This window comes from Aquibacillus kalidii (assembly GCF_014280935.1).
GTDB lineage: Bacteria > Bacillota > Bacilli > Bacillales > Amphibacillaceae > Aquibacillus_D > Aquibacillus_D kalidii.
In genome coordinates, this window is sequence record NZ_JACLZI010000036.1 from 300,553 (window position 1) to 316,171 (window position 15,619).

The following is a 15,619-nucleotide window of genomic DNA, read 5'->3' on the forward strand; positions in this document are numbered from 1 at the left end:
TAATCTATAATTAAAAAATTATTTACTACCTTCTATGTAATTTACCGCATCACCAACAGTTGCAATTTTTTCAGCATCTTCGTCAGCAATTTCCATATCAAACTCATCCTCAAGCTCCATAACAAGCTCTACTACATCTAGTGAGTCTGCTTCTAAATCATCTTTAAAAGAAGCTTCCATCGTTACTTTAGATTCTTCTACATCAAGACGATCAACAACAATCTTCTTTACGCGATCAAAAGTTTCAGCCATGCAATTCACCCCCTTTCAAAGTTTGAGTAATACACCACTCTACTATCTTACCTTAATTAACTTAAGCAATTATCCAGACATTATGCCTGTCAAATATACTAACTTACGAATAGCTATAAGTTACATTACCATTCCACCATCGACATGAATGGTCTGTCCGGTAACATAATTAGCATCTTCAGAAGCAAGGAATCTTACTACTTTAGCTACATCCTCAGCTTTTCCTAGTTTAGCGAGTGGAATCAGGTTTAGCATACCTGCTTTCTGTTCATCTGTTAACTCATCCGTCATATCTGTCTCAATAAACCCAGGAGCAATAGCATTTACTAATATATTTCTAGTCGCAAGTTCCTTTGCTGTCGTTTTGGTTAATCCAATCACACCTGCTTTTGCAGCCACATAGTTAGCTTGACCAGGATTACCACTAACACCCACAACAGAAGCAATATTAATGATTCGACCATTTTTTTGTTTCATCATTTGTCTAGTAACAGCTTTCGTACATAAAAAGACACCTTTTAAATTCGTTTGAATTACTTCATCAAACTCTTCCACTTTCATCCTCATCAATAAGTTATCTCTCGTAATTCCAGCATTATTTACTAAAATATCAAGACTTCCAAACTCTTCGATAACAGATTTCGTCATTTCTTTTACTTCTGACTCCTGTGAGACATTGGCTTTTATTTTAATAGCCTCTGCTCCAAGTCCTTTAATTTCTTCTACTACCTCTTGCGCTTTAGCTTCACTTCCTGAATAGTTAACAGCAACTTTAGCTCCTTGTTTAGCTAACTCTAGCGCAATAGCCTTCCCTATTCCTCGTGAAGCACCTGTAACAAGCGCCACTTTTCCTGCCAACATTAGGATTCCTCCTTATACCACTCTAAAAACGTTTGTAATGACTCTGGGTCCTGGATATTAAAAGTTTTCATTCTACGATTTACTTTCTTTATCAGACCAGCTAATACTTTCCCATTTCCAACTTCCACAATCGCATCTAATTCATGCTCTAGTAGTTGATTAATTGTTTCCTCGAATCGAACCGGAGAATATAACTGTTTAACTAATAAATCTCTAATCTCTTCTTTGGCAATCGCCTGTTCTGCTGTTACGTTTGCATATACAGGTATTGTAGCATCGTCAATAGATATTTCTTGTAACGCTTGTGCAAAATTATCAGCAGCTGGCTTCATCAGTCTAGAATGAAAGGGCCCACTGACGTTCAATGGAATAACACGCTTTGCACCAGCCTCTTTTAATTGTTCAACAGATTGTTCAATCCCACTTTTTGTTCCAGAAATAACTACTTGTCCAGGACAATTCAAATTTGCCACATCAACAACTTGCTCAGCGCTCTCTTCAATTTTAGTTAGTACTTCAGAAATTGTATCACTTGCTAGCCCCAAAACAGCAGCCATTGCCCCTTGCCCTTTCGGGTATGCTTGTTCCATTAATTGTCCTCTTGTTCGAACAAGTGGTAAAGCTTGATCAATTGTCAAGGCTCCCGCTGCTACCAATGCACTATACTCTCCTAAACTATGGCCAGCTGTCATAACAGGATTAATTCCATTGTCTTTTAACAGCTTAGAAAGCGCAGAACTAGAAAGTAGCAATGCTGGTTGGGCATTTTCGGTATTGGTCAGTTCTTCTTCTGGCCCTTCAAACATTAACGTTGACAAAGAATAACCTAGTTGTTGGTCAGCATCATCATACATTTTTTGGACTTCTGGAAATTGATCATATAGTTCTTTCCCCATTCCCACTGACTGAGAACCTTGTCCAGGGAAGACAAAAGCAACTCTCTTCATTTTATTCCTCCTCTGTCTCTAACTCAATTGCTGTCATTGTTTCTTGGATCGTACTAGTCACTTGGTTTTCAACCATATGACATGCTTGTTTTATCGCACTGTATATTGCACGTGAATTAGATGATCCGTGTGCTTTTATAACTGGTGCAGCCAATCCAAATAAACCTGCACCACCATATTCAGAATAGTCTAGTTGATTTTTCAACCCTCTAAGCTCCGTTTTCACAAGGCTTGCAGCAAGCTTTGTTTTAAGATTGGACATAAAAGCGTCTTTCATCATAGAAAACATCGTTAGAGCAGTGCCCTCAATTGTTTTTAACGCAATATTCCCACTAAAACCATCAGTGACAACAACATCCGCGACTCCATCCAATAAATCTCGTGCTTCTACGTTGCCTATAAAGTTGATAGGTGCCTGTTGTAACAGGTTAAAGGCTTTTTTCGTTAAATCATTACCTTTTCCGTCCTCTGTTCCAACGTTCAATAATCCTACTTTTGGAGACGCAACACCACGTACTTTTTCGGTATAAATTGATCCCATAATTCCGTATTGTAATAAGTGTTGTGGTTTTGCATCCACATTTGCTCCTACATCTAATAGTAAGAAACCTTTTCCGTCCTGTGTTGGTAGCGTGGGACTTAATGCGGGACGGTCTATCCCTTTAATTCTCCCTATAATAAAGAGACCAGCACTCATCAAGGCACCTGTGTTTCCAGCTGAAATACAGGCGTCTGCTCGCTGTTCTTTTACTTCGTTTGCCATTAGTACAAGGGATGCATCTTTTTTTCTTCTAACCGCTTTTACTGGCTCATCATTTCCTGTAATAACTTCTGTAGTATGTAAAACCTTAATATTACTTTGATCAGATAAGTATGGCACTATTTTATCTTTATCTCCAATTAAGGTAATTTCTATATTAGGTATATTTTTCGCTGCTTCCACTGCACCAAGCACTATTTCTTTCGGAGCATGATCCCCACCCATAGCATCAATAGCTATTCTCATCAGAAAATCTCCTTTATTTATCATTTGAACGATACATTGTAAATGTACCAGAAAAAACCATTTCATTTTCAACAAAACTATCAACGTGGACAGTTGTTGTACCCTTTATTTCAGCATTATCTACCTTTGCCTTGGCAATTACTCGCTCACCTTGATTGACCTGTCTAGTAAATTTAATTTCTGCTCTTTTAGTTAAAGCAAGCTCTTCATCAATTACTGCGACAGCCAATGAGTTAGCCTGCGCAAATAAATGGTGTCCTCGCGCAATATTATTTCTAGAAAAAACATGTTCTCTTTTAATGTCCAATATCGAAATAGCACGATTATCTAATTCTAAATCAATTATTTCCCCTATTACCTCATCAATTGGCAATGCTTTTACAGTCTCATTCCATTGTGAAGTTGCAACGTACTTTATTCTTTCCCTCAATTCGGGAATAGACATTTCCATACGATCTAAACGAATGGTTTGAATACTTACTTCAAACCTTTTAGCAAGCTCTTCATCCGTTATAAAAGGCATTTTTTCAATTGTTTCTTTTAAAAGTTGTTGCCTATCCTTTTTATTTCTTCTCATTTTTTACACCTTCTACTAAGAACTATCACATTCATTACAACTTATTAAGACTAGGTACTAATAGTAATATATAATACCAATAATAATTATGCAAGTAATTCTAATCTAATGTGTCCGGATTATCAATAACTTCTTCTTTTAAAACTTTATATAAGAATTGATAAGACGGATCTGCCTCTAATGAGTTTGAATAAATAATAGTTTGCGCATCATTTCTAGCTGTTTCCAGTGCACGGTAGTCATGAACCATATCCCCGACTTTAAATTCAGGTAGCCCGCTTTGCTTTTTACCAAAAAAGTCACCTGGACCTCTTAGTTGAAGGTCTTGTTCTGATAGTTCAAAGCCATTTGTAGTTTCAGTCATAATCCGCATTCGCTCTTTTCCTACCTCACCCTTAGGATCTGCTACTAGAATACAATAGCTCTGGGCCTCACCTCTACCTACTCGTCCCCTTAGCTGGTGTAGTTGTGATAAGCCGAAACGTTCCGCATCATATATAACCATAACGGTGGCATTAGGTACATTTACTCCTACTTCCACAACAGTTGTAGACACTAGCACTTGAATTTCATTATCAGAGAATTTCTTCATTACCTCATCTTTTTCAGTTGTATGAAGCCTTCCATGCATAAGTCCAACATGCATTTTATTTTGAAAATGGAATTGAAGTTGGTTGAATAAATCTACTGCATTTTGAATATCTAACTTATCAGATTCTTCGATCAATGGACAAATAACATAAGCTTGATAGCCTGCTTTTACTTCTTTTTCAATAAAGCTAAGTACACGATCGAACATATTATCTTTAACCCAATATGTTTCAATCGCTTTTCTACCCACTGGCATTTCGTCAATCTGTGAAACATCCATATCTCCAAAAGATGTTATTGCTAGTGTTCTTGGAATAGGTGTTGCTGTCATAAAAAGGACATCTGGGTAAATCCCTTTATCTCTTAATGTTTTTCTTTGCTCTACCCCGAAACGGTGTTGTTCGTCGACAATAACTAGTCCAAGGGCACGAAAAACAACTTCATCTTGGATTAATGCATGAGTACCTACAACAATATCAGCTTGTCCAGATTCAATAGTAGCTAATACTTCTTTTCTTTTCTTGCCCTTTATTGACCCAGTCAACAAAACTACATCAAGAGACTCTCCAAACAACTCCGTTAAAGATTGATAATGTTGTTCAGCAAGTATTTCTGTAGGAACCATTAATGCACCTTGTTTGTGAGCAGTTGTAGAGGCTAATAAACTTATGGCAGCAACAGCAGTTTTCCCCGAACCAACATCTCCTTGGAGTAACCGGTTCATACGATACGGGGATTTCATATCCTTTAAAATTTCCGCTAAACTTCTTTGTTGGGCATTAGTCAATTCAAAAGACAGACCCTTTATAAAACTTTCCAAGCGCCCACTATCATAATCTTGACTGTTTCCCATTGTAGATTCCCTGTTCCTTTTTCTTAACAGTTGCATTTTTAACTGAAACAGTAAAAATTCTTCGTAGGTAAACCTTCTTTTTGCATGTTTTAATTGTTTAAAGCTACTCGGGTAATGCATTTGTTTAAGAGCTTCTTTCCGACTAGGTAATTTGTAATTTTGTAAATAGGACTTCGGTAATATTTCCTCTACTTTAGAGCCGAATTCGTTTACTGCATTTAACATCACTTTTTTTAATTGTTTACTAGTTACGTTTCCTTTGGTTGGATAAACTGGTTGAATTGGATCCTCCGACTTGGCACGACCTTTTTTATAATTACTTACTGTAATTTGCAAGCGATGTTGGTCCCACTTTCCAGTTACAGTGATAACGTCCCCACCATGCATTTGTTTTTTAGCAAACGCCCGATTAAACATCACAGCTTTAACCACCATATGTTCTACCTGTAAATTAATGACTAGCCGTGATTTTTTTCGTCCAAAAAAAGTTAAAGAGGGATCTCCAATTACTTCTCCTTCTATGGTGACTTTCTCATCATGTACAAGTTCGCTAAGTGGTTTGATCTCGTAATTGTCATAACGATTTGGGAAATAAAACAGTAAATCGTTGATGGTCTTTATTCCCAAGCCTGTCAAGTCTTCATAGAGCTTATCTCCAACACCCTTCACATTTTTAACCGACTCATTTAACACGTTACTCACTCTTTCTCTACTGGAATTCCATAGATCTTATTAGCTAGCGCCTTACCTGTAGGTGTTGCTGCAAGTCCTCCTTCAGCAGTTTCTCTTAACGCAGAAGGCATTGTTTTCCCTATTCGGTACATGGCACCAATGACCTCATCACATGGTATTCTGCTCGTAACTCCTGCTAAAGCCATATCCGCAGATACAATTGCATTAGAAACCCCCGCAGCATTTCGCTTTACACATGGAACTTCTACTAACCCTGCTACTGGGTCACAAACAAGACCAAGCATATTTTTCAATGTTATAGCGAAAGCTTCCGCACTCTGTTTTGGCGTTCCACCAGCCATCTCAACAACAGCTGCAGATGCCATAGCCGCAGCAGAACCAACTTCCGCTTGACACCCACCTTGAGCTCCAGAAATAAACGCGTTATTTGCAACAACAAAACCAAATGCTCCTGATGTGAACAAGAATCTAACCATCTCTTCTCTCGTAGGGTTCAACTTATTTTTCACTGCAAATAAAGCACCTGGAACACACCCAGCACTTCCTGCTGTTGGTGTAGCACATATGGTACCCATTGCAGCATTTACTTCGTTGGTTGCTACAGCTTTGCTAACTGCGTCGAGTAACAATGTGCCAGAAAGCGATTCTTTTTCTGCTATATATTTTTGAATTAATACGGCATCACCACCAGTTAAACCAGAATGGGACTTTACCCCCTTTAAACCTCGGTCGATAGCTTCCTCCATAACTAGTAGATTCTTTTCCATTTGTTCCATAATTTGTTCTCTAGTTTTGTCATACACTTCCATTTCTTGTCTTATCATCACTTCTGATATAGGTAACTCTAATTCTTCTGTTAAAGAAATTAATTCAGCCACATTTCTAAACATGCTGACTCCCCCTCTAGTTGTATGTTAATCGACAATCTTTGCTATTTGTAAGATATTTTCGGCACGCTCTAATTCCCGTTCAATATAACTATCGATATTCTCATCAAGTTCAATTATCATTATGGCTTCTTTACCAATGTCTTTTCTAGATACTTCCATTCTACCAATATTAATTTCATGCTTAGCCAAAATCTGTGCAACAGACGCAATTGCACCGAAGCGGTCATTGTGCATAACTAAAATAGCAGGATGGTTTCCAGACAGGTGTAATTCGAATCCGTTTAGTTCCGTGATTTCGACCTTCCCACCACCTATTGATATACCTACTAGTTCAAGTTGGTCATTCCCATCTCCCAATTTAATTCTAACTGTATTAGGATGTTCAACAGCGGCTTCGTCTTGGTGAAAATTTATTTTTATTCCCTTGCTTTCTGCAATTTCCAACGAGTCGGGTATTCGCTGGTCATCCGTATTAAAATCTAAAATCCCCCCAACAAGAGCTACGTCGGTTCCATGTCCCCTATATGTCTTGGCGAAAGAACCATACAAAAAAATTTCAATCCAGTTTGGTTCTTTTCCAAATAAAGTTCTAGCAGCCTTCCCAATTTTAGCTGCACCTGCTGTATGAGAACTAGAGGGCCCAATCATAATTGGGCCCATTATATCAAAAACTGATTTATACTTCATCGTTAATCACCCTTAGTTATCGTTTTAGCTTCTCTTGTATTAATTATATCCCTAAAGCGGAGAAAGTGAAACTTACAGATTGTACTTCTCTTCCTATAAAAAGGCGGGTCAAAACAAAAGCTCTATCCATTTGGATAGAGCTTTTCACCTTTTATTCTACAGAAAAGATAAAGGAGTAGATTGGTTGGTTCCCTTTATGTTTTTCTATTTCAAGATCCTCATAATTTTCTTCTAGATACTCCACTAGTGCGTTGACATCTTCATCACTAGCATCTTCTCCTTGAAGGATTGTGATAATTTCATCATCTTCATCAATTAATTCAGCAAGTAAAAGCTTGATTGTTTCAAACCTATCTTTGTCAGTAGCTTTAATTTGACCTTCTGCTAAACCCATAAAGTTACCATTCTCTATAGTCATACCATCAATTTGCGTATCTCTAACGGCATAAGTAACTTGACCAGTTTTTACTTCTTTACTTGCTCCCAACATATTCTGCTTATTTTCTTCCAAATCAACTTCTGGATGGAAAGCCAAAAGTGCACTCATCCCTTGTGGTATAGTTTTAGTTGGAACAACAACCGTGTTAGCTTCAGCTAATTCAGCGGCTTGGTCAGCTGCCATAATAATATTTTTATTATTAGGTAAGATAATTATATTTTTAGCATTAGCCTCTTTTATAGCATTCGTAATATCCTGTGTACTTGGGTTCATGGTTTGTCCGCCCTGAATGACGACTGTAGCTCCTAAACTCTCTAAAAGCTCTTTTAGCCCCTCTCCCATTGCAACAGAAACAATACCATACTCTGATAAAGCTTTCGGCTTCTTATTCACTTTCTTGTCACCAACAATTGACGTATGCTGTTGTCTCATATTCTCAACCTTGAGACTAACAAAACTCCCAAATCGTTGTCCTAAATTTAAAACATCCCCTGGATATTCAGCATGAATATGTACCTTTACAATCTCATCATCAGATACAACAAGTAAGGAATCTCCATACTCACTTAATTCATTTCTGAACGTGTCCTCATCAAATGGATTATCCACTATCTTATCTTCTTCAAATTTAACCATAAATTCTGTACAGTAACCAAATTCAATATCTTCTGTATTCATAAAATCCTGTGCTAGTTTATGGTGTTCTGCATTAACCATGTCACTAATATCAACGGATTGATCACTTGACGGAAGTTCTTCTCCCTTTAATGACGCAAGAAATCCTTCATAGATAGTTACTAAGCCTTGCCCACCACTATCCACTACTCCTACTTCCTTCAATACAGGTAACAATTCAGGTGTATTTTTTAATGAAAGCTTAGCAGCCTTTAAAACATCTTCTAAAAATGTTTCTAGATCCTCATTTGTTTCAGCCAGTTCTACAGCTTTGTTAGCTGTATCCTTTGCTACAGTAAGGATTGTACCCTCAACAGGTTTTATTACTGCTTTATATGCTGTTTTCACTCCAACATCTAACCCGTTCGCAAAGTCCTTTGTAGTAAGTGTATCCTTGCCTTCTACCCCTCTGGCAAAACCACGGAATAACTGAGAAAGGATTACACCCGAGTTACCTCTAGCTCCCATTAACAGTCCTTTAGCTAAGGCCTGTGCGACATTCGTCACCCTTGAGGGATCCGTATTTTTCACTTCACTTGCTCCTGAAGTCATGGATAGGTTCATATTTGTTCCTGTATCACCATCGGGAACAGGGAAAACATTTAACGCATCAATCATCTTGGCGTTATTCGTTAAATGGTTTGCTCCTAAGAGAACCATTTGTGCGAAAGTAGTTCCATCTAACGTACGTAACGTCACTTCCAACTTCCTCCTTCTACTGGTCTTCTAGACCCTGCTATCACTTGTTGTCAAGGAAAGCCTTTTTTCTTTATGTTTTTACAAATGCTTTTATAGTTATTCAGGTAGTACTCTAACACCTTGAATATAAATATTTACGGAACGAATGGACAAGCCCAACGTTTTATCTAATGTATATTTCACTTGGGATTGAACATTATTTGCTACTTCAGAAATTTTCGTACCATAGCTAACAATGATGTACATATCGATATGGATATTCTCGCCTTCTTGACGAACAACAACACCTTTAGAAAAATTTTCTTTACGAAGAATTTCAGCAATTCCATCTCTTAATTGGTTTTTAGATGCCATACCGACAATTCCGTAACATTCAATTGCAGCACCACCCGCAACAGTAGATATTACTTCATTTGTAATGGTTACATGACCATCTTTTGTTTTCAGTTCAATGGACATACAAATCCTCCTTGGCTTCTATCTTTAATTTAAAGTCATTTTACTATAACATTGTCAATTTTGAAAACAGTTTCATTCTAATTATAACGTAAAATGATTTGATTAGAATAATACATTGTCTATATTATCATTATTTCCTAGTCTGCACGTAATTCAAACCCCTTTATACAATGTACGAAAACTTATAATCTGTCAAGTAAGATTTCTTTATATCACTTTTCTGCCATAAAAAACTGAATTTTATTATAACAGCTAAAGATATATTGCAATATAACTCTTCCTATGATAAATTATATTAGTATGTAAAGAGATACATGCTAGGTAGGAGGGAATTTATTATGGGACGCAAATGTGTTGTAACTGGACGTAAAACTACTTCTGGTAACAATCGTTCTCACGCGATGAATGCTAATAAACGTACATTTAAATCAAACGTACAAAAAGTACGTATTATGGTTGATGGTAAACCTAAGCGCGTTTATGTATCAGCTCGTGCATTGAAATCAGGTAAAGTAGAACGAGTATAATAGTACAAAAAAAGCACCCGACATTAGGGTGCTTTTTTTGTGTTTGTTAATCCTTTTTAAAAGATCCCATTATTGCACGAACAAAGCCACCAATGAACCTTGGGAGTTTAAAGGTATAAAATTTCATGAGAACCCCTCCTCTTTTCAAATAACAAAAGATCCTACAACACTATCCTATGATAATAACCTCAAATAAGTACATCTCGGCTCTTTATTACTAATAGTATGCCTTCCTTGAATGAAAAAGTACCTGTTTCTGCATTTAATTGATTTGATATACACCTTGTTGAGCCCCAATAAATATTCTTATTACTTAATTTATAGTAGAAACCTTCGAGAGATATGCCAATAACTTCTTTAGAAAATGGGATAAAAGATATGTATGGGTATTTTTTATCCTTTTCAACACGATGCTCACCCGAAAAAAACAACTCAATAGAGTTGTTTCTATCTACTATGGTTGCCTTTATCGATTTTTTTCTGAGGGTATATAATAATTGGACACTAGCCATTTGATGGTCTAATCTTCCGCCAGTAACACCAAATAGGAAAAGCTGTTTTGGAAAAAGTTCTATTGCTTGTAATAGAGCAAGTTCTAGGTCAGTCTCATCTTTTTCTACGGGAAATGACAAAAATAAATCCGAGTTATTTTTTACTTCTTCTTTTTCTGCTGTTGATAAAGAGTCAAAATCTCCAATTGCAATATCCAAGTGTATTCCCGATCTAATAATGGTAAGAGCGCCTCGATCAGCTCCGATCCATCTGTCAATTTCTTGTTTATAATTATCGAGTGAAGGAATTTGATCTTCTGGACCTGCTGCTACTACTGCTACTTTTTTCATGACACAATATCCCCTTCAAAATTAATTTGTTTATTGTTCACAAGTCTATCTTTATTTGTAAAACAAGATTCATAATAGTAAAAAGGTTGCCGTTAGTATAGGCAACCTTTTTTACTATTACATAACTCAATCAATCACTATCTTAGCATCTATATTACTAGAGTTTGTCTATTAGTTTTTATTTAGAACTATTTTCCGCGAAAAGAACCCTTTTAATCCTTGGCAATCCTATTTAGCATTACGAATTTCTTCTATCGCTTTTTGTCGATCCTCTTTATCATAGATAGCACTTCCGGCAACTAAAACATCTACTCCTGCGTTTATGCATAATGGAGCTGTAGTAGTGTTAACACCACCATCAACCTCGATCTCAAAGTTTAGTTGCTCCTCTTTACGCCAGCCATCTGCAACTTTTACTTTTCTTAATACATCGTGTATAAAGGATTGTCCCCCAAACCCTGGATTAACCGTCATAAATAAAACTAAATCTACCTCATGTAAGATAGGCTTTATCATTTCGACTGGAGTCGCCGGATTTAATACAACACCAGCTTTAACCCCCAACGCTTTAATAGCATGAATCGTACGATGCAAATGTCTGCATGCCTCAACATGCACAGTAATATAATCTGCACCCGCGTCAGCAAAATCCTTTATATATTTATCAGGATCTTCAATCATTAAATGAACATCTAATGGTAGTGTTGTGGTCGGTCTTATAGCTTTTACTACTAAGGGTCCTATCGTAATGTTCGGCACGAAATGCCCATCCATGACATCTACATGAATATAATCAGCTCCACCCTTTTCCACGTCCATTATTTCCTCTTTAAGACGTGAAAAGTCTGCAGATAGAATAGAAGGTGCTATTTTTGTCATATTAATACCTCGGCTTTCTACTTTGTATCTCCTCAAAAAATTGTAGGTAGTGTTCATATCGAAAAGATGGAATTGTTTTATCTTCAACTGCAGCCTTTACTGCACAGTGCGGTTCTTTATTATGCATACAACCTCTAAACTTACAATTTTGTCTTAACGCTTGCATCTCTGGAAAACAATCTGGCAATTCCTCTAACTCGATCTCCGAAAATTCGAGTGAACTAAATCCTGGCGTGTCGGCTACAAGCCCACCATTTATTTCAATTAGCTCCACATGTCTAGTTGTATGCTTCCCCCTCCCTAAGCTTGCTGAGATCTCATTTGTTTCCAAGCTCAGAACAGGATTAATGGCATTTAACATAGAAGATTTTCCAACTCCAGACTGACCCGCAATTACAGATATTTTATCTTTGAAATATTTTTTTGCCTCTGATAATCCTCCTGATTGTTTCGTCGAAAGCATTTGCACAGGATAACCAATTTGTTCATAATCCGTTTTATACTTTTCTATTGCCAGTTCCTGTTGCTCAGGTATAATATCAATTTTTGAAATAAATATCACTGGATCAATCTGCTTGGATTCAATTAATACTAAGAATCTGTCTAACAACAAAGAACTAAAATCTGGTTGTGTCGCAGATACAACAATAATAGCCTGATCAATATTTGCTATCGGGGGCCTTACCAGTTCATTTTTTCTTGGTTTTACATCAAGAATATATCCCTCTCCAGGGTTACTTTCCTCAAATACAACCTCATCTCCGACGAGAGGGTTTACTTTATTTTTCCTAAAAACTCCTCTTCCTCGACATTGGAAAAGGTTTTTATCTGATTGTACATAGTAAAATCCACTTAAAGCTTTTACAATTTTACCTTCAGGCATTCATTCACTCACCCTCCAGATCTTTATAAGATACTGATTTATTTATTATTACTGTATCATCACGCATTACCTTATAGTGTGCTGTTTCTCCAGGAGCTATAGTTAACCGAATTGTAAATTCTTTATCCTTAGCTATCGACTCCACTGGCTGAAACAGCTCTTCTATATCATGATCCTTATCACCAACATAAATTCTAATTTCTTGAGGTTTATGTGTGTCTGTCGCATTGTCATCAGAACCTTCTTCATTCTGTTCCTCCGCTTTATTTCCTGTGTATGGTACATTAAAGGATATCAACTGTGATAAGGGTGGCTTTTCTTTTGGTCCAAGTGAAACTACAATTTGAACATATGACTTTTCTTCGATTTCTGAATTCGCTTTTGGACTTTGACTAATGACTAACCCTTTTTCTACATCCTCCGAATTCGCTTCTGTTTTATCTACTAAAAGATTATTCTCCCTTAAATAGCTCCTCGCATCTTCCTCAGTCATACCAACCAAGTCTTTTATGTTAACTTTTGCCGGTCCAACACTTATTTCAAAAATAACTGTTGTTTGCTTAGGCACAACTTTATCTCCAGGCTGTGGTTGATATTGAGTAATAATTTCCCCAACAGGCTTGTCAGAATGTGTTTCCCTAAATTGAATGTCTTCATATCCTGTCTGCTCTAATAAACGTTCAATTTGGTTATAGTCTCTACCAACATAATCTTCAAATGTAACCTTTTCCTGCCCTTGACTAGTAAAAACAGTAACCGTTCTACCTTCTTTGATTGTATCGTTTGCTTCCGGATTTGTTTTCACAACATACCCTTCAGGAATATCATCTGAATAGATTGGTTCCTCTTCTACTTCTAATTCTAACGCTGTTAATTGTTCCACAGCCTCCTCATACTCCACACCCTCAAGTTCAGGGATAATTACATCCTTTGGCTGAAGCATATTTGGAATAATGAACAAAGCTGCAAATAACGCCATTATTACCATGATAGAAATAATTGAAACCCACATAAATATTTTTCTACCTTTTTTCTTCTTTTTCTTATTTTTTTTCTTGTCTTTTAACTCTTCAGAATTACTGTTATTTTCCTGTATCTTTTGCATATTATTAGTATTATGGATAATTGTATCCTGTGTTGATTTGTTTGCTTTAAACGTCTCATCCGTAATAATTGGAATTGCCTTCGTTTCTTCCCCACTATCTTCAGGAGGTAAAAATAACTCTTCATCGATATTAGCTGGATGTAACGACACTTCTAATGCATCTTCCATTTCATAGACAGCATCATACCGATGAAAGGGGTCTTTTGTTGTTGCTTTTAACACAATATTTTCAAGTGATTGTGGAATTGCTGGGTTCCATCTTCTAATTGACGGGGTATTACTCTGCAAATGTTTTAATGCAATAGACACGGCGGACTGACCTGAAAAGGGTAAACGACCTGTCAGTAATTCAAACAGTACAATCCCTAAAGAATAGATATCCGATTTTTTATTAGCCATTCCGCCACGTGCCTGCTCAGGAGATAAATAGTGAACAGAACCTAACACTGAATTTGTCTGTGTTAAGGAAGTAGCACTTAATGCCACCGCAATCCCAAAATCAGTTACTTTTACACTTCCATAGGGATCAATCAATATATTTTGTGGTTTAATATCACGGTGTACGATATCATTTTCGTGTGCATGAGTAATAGCAGATGTAATCTGCTTCATAATATCTATGGCTTCTTGTACTTCTACAGGACCATACGTTTGTATGTATTTTTTTAATGTCATGCCATCTACATATTCCATTACCATGAAATAAATATTGTCTTCTTCTCCAACATCGTAAATATTAACAATATTCGGATGAGCCAGACTTGTTGCCGCTTGCGCTTCTCGATGAAAACGCGCTATAAACTCATCATCATTGGCATATTCTAATCGTAAAACCTTAATGGCAACGTCTCGATCAAGAATAATATCTCTGGCAAGGTAAACATTGGCCATGCCACCTCCACCTATCATCTTCTTAATCTTATATCTTTCGTTCAACAACCGGCCTTCTAGCACTCAGTTTCACCTTCCTTCGGTGAGTCATAAAACTTAACCAAGGCTACAGAAATATTGTCTTCACCACCACGCTCATTCGCTAAATCAATCAACCGTTGAGCGATATCTTTTAGTTCCATATCTTCTTTTATGTACTCCTCTAACTCATTATCCAATACTTTATTTGTAAGTCCATCGGAACATATTAATATACTATTTCGTACATCCCACCCGATTGTTTGAATATCTGGTTTCGCTCCTACTTCTGTACCCAATGCTCTTAAAAGAACATTTTTCCTAGGATGATACTCTGCATCCTCTTTTGAGATTTGACCTGTTTTAACTAATTCATTAACAAGTGAATGATCTTCCGTTACCTGCTTATACCCTTGATCATTGTACAAATAACATCTACTATCCCCAATGTGAGCAATAGAGATAAAATCAGAAGTACAAATAACAGCCACAACAGTTGTTCCCATTCCACTGCATTCTTCATTTTCTTGCGCATAAGCATATACTTTATTGTTTGTTTCCAGAATGGAATCGGACAGCCATTGTTCTGCATCTCCAGGTGTGGAAAAGGGCTTATCTTCGTCCCATCTTTCACCTAACGACGAAATAACCATCTGGCTGGCTACATCTCCAGCTTTGTGTCCCCCCATACCATCTGCAACTATTGCTAATAATTGGTTATTCGAGTTTACAAAAATGGCGCCAGAATCCTCATTATGCTCCCTAACTTTTCCTGTATCTGTCAAAAAATAACCGTTCATTTTTACACCCCGTCTCCTCAATACTACAAGTGTCTTCAACTAGAA

General features: G+C 36.9%; 17 protein-coding genes. 1 reads left to right on the forward strand and 16 read right to left on the reverse strand.

Annotated elements, in window-relative coordinates; translation table 11 throughout:
* Positions 1-18: 18 nt before the first annotated feature.
* From acpP to H7K77_RS09210, 10 genes are all read right to left on the reverse strand, one after another.
* Positions 19-252: an acyl carrier protein gene (acpP, locus tag H7K77_RS09165; RefSeq protein WP_186577502.1), complete on the reverse strand. Its 234-nt coding sequence runs from the start codon at positions 250-252 to the stop codon at positions 19-21.
* Between the two features lie 120 nt (positions 253-372).
* Positions 373-1,113, reverse strand: coding sequence for a 3-oxoacyl-[acyl-carrier-protein] reductase (fabG, locus tag H7K77_RS09170; RefSeq protein ID WP_186577503.1), 741 nt, complete (start codon positions 1,111-1,113; stop codon positions 373-375).
* A complete protein-coding gene (gene fabD, locus H7K77_RS09175; protein ID WP_186577504.1) occupies positions 1,113-2,060 on the reverse strand; it encodes an ACP S-malonyltransferase in 948 nt (315 codons plus the stop codon). The genes fabG and fabD overlap by 1 nt, the downstream gene beginning before the upstream one ends.
* 1 nt (position 2,061) lies before the next feature.
* Positions 2,062-3,066 carry a phosphate acyltransferase PlsX gene (plsX, locus tag H7K77_RS09180; RefSeq protein WP_186577505.1) on the reverse strand — a complete coding sequence of 335 codons (1,005 nt, stop codon included), beginning with the start codon at positions 3,064-3,066 and terminating at the stop codon, positions 2,062-2,064.
* Between the two features lie 13 nt (positions 3,067-3,079).
* On the reverse strand, positions 3,080-3,643 hold the full coding sequence (gene fapR, locus H7K77_RS09185) for a transcription factor FapR (RefSeq protein WP_186577506.1): 564 nt from the start codon (positions 3,641-3,643) through the stop codon (positions 3,080-3,082).
* A 100-nt stretch (positions 3,644-3,743) separates the two neighbouring features.
* A complete protein-coding gene (gene recG / locus H7K77_RS09190; RefSeq protein WP_186577507.1) occupies positions 3,744-5,780 on the reverse strand; it encodes an ATP-dependent DNA helicase RecG in 2,037 nt (678 codons plus the stop codon).
* A gap of 5 nt (positions 5,781-5,785) precedes the next feature.
* Positions 5,786-6,670 (reverse strand): L-serine ammonia-lyase, iron-sulfur-dependent, subunit alpha, encoded by an 885-nt coding sequence (gene sdaAA / locus H7K77_RS09195; RefSeq protein ID WP_186577508.1) that lies wholly within the window; start codon positions 6,668-6,670, stop codon positions 5,786-5,788.
* A gap of 24 nt (positions 6,671-6,694) precedes the next feature.
* Complete coding sequence (gene sdaAB / locus H7K77_RS09200) at positions 6,695-7,357, reverse strand: L-serine ammonia-lyase, iron-sulfur-dependent subunit beta (protein WP_186577509.1); 663 nt, start codon at positions 7,355-7,357, stop codon at positions 6,695-6,697.
* A 151-nt stretch (positions 7,358-7,508) separates the two neighbouring features.
* The gene (locus tag H7K77_RS09205) at positions 7,509-9,170 is read right to left on the reverse strand and encodes a DAK2 domain-containing protein (RefSeq protein ID WP_186577510.1); all 1,662 of its coding nucleotides are present in this window, start codon (positions 9,168-9,170) and stop codon (positions 7,509-7,511) included.
* A gap of 96 nt (positions 9,171-9,266) precedes the next feature.
* The gene (locus H7K77_RS09210; protein WP_186577511.1) at positions 9,267-9,629 is read right to left on the reverse strand and encodes an Asp23/Gls24 family envelope stress response protein; all 363 of its coding nucleotides are present in this window, start codon (positions 9,627-9,629) and stop codon (positions 9,267-9,269) included.
* A gap of 338 nt (positions 9,630-9,967) precedes the next feature.
* On the opposite strand from H7K77_RS09210, the gene rpmB reads away from it, so the two are divergent.
* Complete coding sequence (rpmB, locus tag H7K77_RS09215) at positions 9,968-10,156, forward strand: 50S ribosomal protein L28 (RefSeq protein WP_186577512.1); 189 nt, start codon at positions 9,968-9,970, stop codon at positions 10,154-10,156.
* Between the two features lie 46 nt (positions 10,157-10,202).
* Here the strand turns inward: rpmB and spoVM are convergent, their stop codons facing one another.
* From spoVM to H7K77_RS09245, 6 genes are all read right to left on the reverse strand, one after another.
* Positions 10,203-10,283 carry a stage V sporulation protein SpoVM gene (gene spoVM, locus H7K77_RS09220; RefSeq protein WP_186577694.1) on the reverse strand — a complete coding sequence of 27 codons (81 nt, stop codon included), beginning with the start codon at positions 10,281-10,283 and terminating at the stop codon, positions 10,203-10,205.
* Positions 10,284-10,344: 61 nt separating this feature from the next.
* Positions 10,345-10,998, reverse strand: coding sequence for a thiamine diphosphokinase (locus H7K77_RS09225; RefSeq protein WP_186577513.1), 654 nt, complete (start codon positions 10,996-10,998; stop codon positions 10,345-10,347).
* 228 nt (positions 10,999-11,226) lie between these two features.
* Positions 11,227-11,877: a ribulose-phosphate 3-epimerase gene (gene rpe, locus H7K77_RS09230; protein WP_186577514.1), complete on the reverse strand. Its 651-nt coding sequence runs from the start codon at positions 11,875-11,877 to the stop codon at positions 11,227-11,229.
* A gap of 1 nt (position 11,878) precedes the next feature.
* The gene (gene rsgA, locus H7K77_RS09235; protein ID WP_186577515.1) at positions 11,879-12,760 is read right to left on the reverse strand and encodes a ribosome small subunit-dependent GTPase A; all 882 of its coding nucleotides are present in this window, start codon (positions 12,758-12,760) and stop codon (positions 11,879-11,881) included.
* Between the two features lie 4 nt (positions 12,761-12,764).
* Complete coding sequence (pknB, locus tag H7K77_RS09240; RefSeq protein ID WP_186577516.1) at positions 12,765-14,819, reverse strand: Stk1 family PASTA domain-containing Ser/Thr kinase; 2,055 nt, start codon at positions 14,817-14,819, stop codon at positions 12,765-12,767.
* Positions 14,813-15,574 carry a Stp1/IreP family PP2C-type Ser/Thr phosphatase gene (locus H7K77_RS09245; RefSeq protein WP_186577517.1) on the reverse strand — a complete coding sequence of 254 codons (762 nt, stop codon included), beginning with the start codon at positions 15,572-15,574 and terminating at the stop codon, positions 14,813-14,815. The genes pknB and H7K77_RS09245 overlap by 7 nt, the downstream gene beginning before the upstream one ends.
* Positions 15,575-15,619: the final 45 nt, after the last annotated feature.

Bases quoted from the DNA above. Each gene is read 5' to 3' on its own strand.
- acpP (WP_186577502.1), bottom strand. From the start codon at position 252: ATGGCTGAAACTTTTGATCGCGTAAAGAAGATTGTTGTTGATCGTCTT.
- fabG (WP_186577503.1), bottom strand. From the start codon at position 1,113: ATGTTGGCAGGAAAAGTGGCGCTTGTTACAGGTGCTTCACGAGGAATA.
- fabD (WP_186577504.1), bottom strand. From the start codon at position 2,060: ATGAAGAGAGTTGCTTTTGTCTTCCCTGGACAAGGTTCTCAGTCAGTG.
- plsX (WP_186577505.1), bottom strand. From the start codon at position 3,066: ATGAGAATAGCTATTGATGCTATGGGTGGGGATCATGCTCCGAAAGAA.
- fapR (WP_186577506.1), bottom strand. From the start codon at position 3,643: ATGAGAAGAAATAAAAAGGATAGGCAACAACTTTTAAAAGAAACAATT.
- sdaAA (WP_186577508.1), bottom strand. From the start codon at position 6,670: ATGTTTAGAAATGTGGCTGAATTAATTTCTTTAACAGAAGAATTAGAG.
- sdaAB (WP_186577509.1), bottom strand. From the start codon at position 7,357: ATGAAGTATAAATCAGTTTTTGATATAATGGGCCCAATTATGATTGGG.
- H7K77_RS09210 (WP_186577511.1), bottom strand. From the start codon at position 9,629: ATGTCCATTGAACTGAAAACAAAAGATGGTCATGTAACCATTACAAAT.
- rpmB (WP_186577512.1), top strand. From the start codon at position 9,968: ATGGGACGCAAATGTGTTGTAACTGGACGTAAAACTACTTCTGGTAAC.
- spoVM (WP_186577694.1), bottom strand. From the start codon at position 10,283: ATGAAATTTTATACCTTTAAACTCCCAAGGTTCATTGGTGGCTTTGTT.
- H7K77_RS09225 (WP_186577513.1), bottom strand. From the start codon at position 10,998: ATGAAAAAAGTAGCAGTAGTAGCAGCAGGTCCAGAAGATCAAATTCCT.
- rpe (WP_186577514.1), bottom strand. From the start codon at position 11,877: ATGACAAAAATAGCACCTTCTATTCTATCTGCAGACTTTTCACGTCTT.
- rsgA (WP_186577515.1), bottom strand. From the start codon at position 12,760: ATGCCTGAAGGTAAAATTGTAAAAGCTTTAAGTGGATTTTACTATGTA.
- H7K77_RS09245 (WP_186577517.1), bottom strand. From the start codon at position 15,574: ATGAACGGTTATTTTTTGACAGATACAGGAAAAGTTAGGGAGCATAAT.